2 protein-coding genes are annotated in these 3,448 nt (G+C 45.0%); both read right to left on the reverse strand.

Features of this window, described 5'->3' with window-relative positions; translation table 11 throughout:
* Positions 1-143: 143 nt before the first annotated feature.
* Positions 144-2,036, reverse strand: a complete 1,893-nt coding sequence (locus tag AC1DPZ_RS24160; protein ID WP_477408287.1) for a RecQ family ATP-dependent DNA helicase — start codon at positions 2,034-2,036, stop codon at positions 144-146.
* 166 nt (positions 2,037-2,202) lie between these two features.
* A complete protein-coding gene (locus AC1DPZ_RS24165; RefSeq protein ID WP_477408289.1) occupies positions 2,203-3,339 on the reverse strand; it encodes an alpha/beta hydrolase-fold protein in 1,137 nt (378 codons plus the stop codon).
* Positions 3,340-3,448 lie beyond the last annotated feature (109 nt).

Consider the following 3,448-nt stretch of genomic DNA (forward strand, 5'->3'; position numbering starts at 1 on the left):
GCTCGGGGTACGGGTATTGGGGTGCGGGTGTGGAGTTTTCGGCGAGAGATTGTTGGCTTAATTATGAATATTACCTTAACAACCTTCAGAAATGCATCACGAACCTAATAAGCCCGAACCTCGAACCCCACTCCCTGCCCCTCTTACAGGTAATACTTCTCCCCATCCGTTTTGATCTTCCCGGCATCAAGCAACAGGCGGATGGCTTCCATTTTCTCTTTTTCGGTGCCCACATTGATAGTGGTTACGAGTGTGCCGATATCCGGGGCTGATACACTTAAAAACTGTACTATTTCKTGGGTGATGTTATCAAATATTTCGTCGGCATTTTTTTGGCGTTTTTCATCCAGGCAAACATCGCAGATCCCGCATTTACGGGCATTTGGCTCATCGAAATAAGCCAGCAGCATTTGGCTGCGACATTTTTGATGAATAGCGTAAGCAAAAACAGCCTCCATTTTTTGGCGGTAGGTTTCCTTTCTCTCTTCAATATAGTTTTTGTTGATGAACAGGCGGGCCGCCTGCTGCCTGGCCTTTAAATAGGTAACCTGCGGCTTATCTGTTTGCTGCAGGTAACTGATTAAACCAAACTGTTGTAATTGCAGCAAGCCGTCAACCACCTGCTGAACGCTTAGGTTTGTGCGCCGCGCCAGGTCATACTCCTTAATCCTCACATAATCTTCAAATGAGCCGCCGTATGAGCGCAAAAGGGTTTTAATAAACGGATCCCAGCCCGCGTTCTGAATCTGGAAGTTATACAACACCTCGTTCACCACCTCAAACCTGAAACGCGATGGTAGAAACACACTCTCATTGAATGAAAGGTATTCATCCTTCTCCAAAAATTTAAGCGCATTTAAGGTTTTGATGGCATCCAGCTTAAAACGGCTGCAAAAATCGCCCAGGTCAAGGTCAAAGCTTAACCCCTCGCCTGCCTCGTAGGCAAGCTGGTAGTAATTGGCCAGGCAATGATACACTTGCTTAATTTCATCAACCGATGGAAAATTAAGCAGGAACATTTTCTCCTGCCGCAACCTATCGGCATGGGTATATAATAATACGCCATAAGCCTTTTGCTCATCGCGCCCCCCCCGGCCGGCCTCCTGGTAGTAGGCCTCTAAACTTTCGGGCATATCTTTGTGGATCACAAAGCGTACGTCGGGTTTATCAATCCCCATCCCAAATGCATTGGTAGCAACAATTACCCGGATGCGGTTGCTTTTCCAGCTTTCCTGCCGTTCGGCCCTTATATCCATAGGCAACCCGGCGTGGTAATAGTCGGCTTTAATGCCGTTATCGTTGTAAAATTTTGCTATGTCGGCGGCATCTTTACGGCTGCGTACATAAACAATACCGCTACCTTTAACACCTTTTGCAATATCCAGCATCCGCCGAAGCTTGTTTTCGGCATTTTGCACTACGTAACTGATATTTTTGCGCTCAAAACTTTGCTGGTAAACAACCTGATCTTTAAACAATAGCTTGTCCTGCATATCCTGCTTAACTTCGGATGTTGCTGTGGCAGTAAGCGCCAGTACAGGCACATCGGGATGCAGCACGCGCAGATCGGCAATGTGCAGGTATGGTGGTCTGAAATCATATCCCCATTGCGAGATACAGTGTGCTTCGTCAACAGCTATCAGGTTTACTTTCATGTACCGGATGCGCTCGCGTACCAGTTCTGAAAGTAACCGCTCTGGCGAGAGGTACAAAAATTTAACCGAGCCGTAGATGCAGTTATCCAGCGCCAGGTCTATCTCGCGCAATCCCATGCCCGAAACAATAGCCACAGCGTTGATGCCTTTGGCCTTCAGGTTTTCTACCTGGTCTTTCATGAGTGCTATAAGTGGCGAAACCACAATACAGATCCCCTCTTTGGCCAGAGCTGGCACCTGGAAACAAACAGATTTACCGCCCCCCGTAGGTAACAAAGCTAAAGTATCATGACCCAATAAAACAGATTTGATGATCTCGGCCTGCATCGGCCTGAATTGATCATGATTCCAGTAGTGTTTTAATATTTCCTCTATGGTCATGTTTTGAGTCAGAAAGTCCGTTAGTCCGGAAAGTTCGAAAGATAATGAATGTAATCTCAAGTCGGAAAATCACGAAGCAGGAAAAGTCGGAAAAGATTTTCAACCCGCTAATTCTAAACTTTATAATTTTGCCATTTCCGCTCTTTCGCACGTCCCAAGTTCCCGGCTATTTAAAAAGCCATTTATAAAAATCAGGCCAGTCTCCCCTCCACTGTTTTTCGTTATGACTGGCACCTTTAATGATCACTATGGGTGAGTTTTGGGGCTTAATGCCTTTTTCCTGTACAATCGTAGCCATTTTTTTCATATCGGAAACCATATTTTCACTCTCGGCATCGCCGCATACAAAGTAAAAACGTGTTTTATTACCCGGCTGTTTTTGTTTAGCCTGTTCATAAATTTCTGGCGCTATCCAAAACGCCGGCGAAAATATGCCTGCATTGCCAAATACGCCGGGATATTTAAGTGTGGCATACATCGATATCAATGCCCCCATTGAGCTGCCTGCAACGGTAGTATATTTTGTGCCGGCCTTGGTTTTATAATGCGCATCGATATATGGTTTCAGGGTTTTAACTAAAAAATCAACATAGTCAGCACCCCTGCCCTTGCCATATTTTGAATCATAAGGATCATATTCTGTAATACGGTAATCGCCGCCATGATCAATGCCTACAACTATGCATTCTTTTTGGGGCGATACTTTATCCAGCAGCTCATCAATCCCCCATTCGCCATAGCCGCTATAGTAATCATCAAACAGGTTTTGCCCATCGTGCATATAAATTACGGGATATTTCTTTTTGGATGAGGTATAATCTGTGGGGAGGTAGATCCATATGCGGCGTTGCCTGCCCAGCTGCGGCATATCAAACCTATCGCTTATAATATGCACCTGTGCAGTGGCTGTGTGCTGTTTTATGGCGGCGGCAAAATTATCCTGCCAGGCGGCAACATCTAATGTTACCGTTGTATCATTTACAAGGTTGAGCGTTCGGTTATCAATGCCTTTACCGGCGGCATTGCATTCAACAGCATCCCAGCTGCCGCGGGTAATCTTGTAGTTGTAAACACCCCTGGGCATCTCCTTTAAAAGCAGGTATCCGCCATTGCCATCGGGTTTCATTTGCCAGGTGCTATCGGCAGGGTTCCAGTTATTAAAATTGCCGGCCAAAAACACGTACCCGGATGACGGCTTTAAAGGGGCAATTTTGCCTGTTTTAAAGACTGTTTTTACCTGTCCAAAAAGCAAAAAACTTTGACCAAAAAACCAAAACGCGCAGAAAAATATTTTTTTTATCATTATTAACTGTTTAGTTGACATGTAATATTCCGGGAACGTTCCCGGAAATTGGTTGCATATTAGTAAAATTGCCTATTGTGTAATTATTACACTTAGTTTCATACAAATC

The organism is Mucilaginibacter sp. P4_G9 (assembly GCF_056400985.1).

What these genes read in the sequence shown, in the direction of transcription:
- AC1DPZ_RS24165 (WP_477408289.1), bottom strand. Translation starts at nt 3,339, where the DNA reads ATGATAAAAAAAATATTTTTCTGCGCGTTTTGGTTTTTTGGTCAAAGT.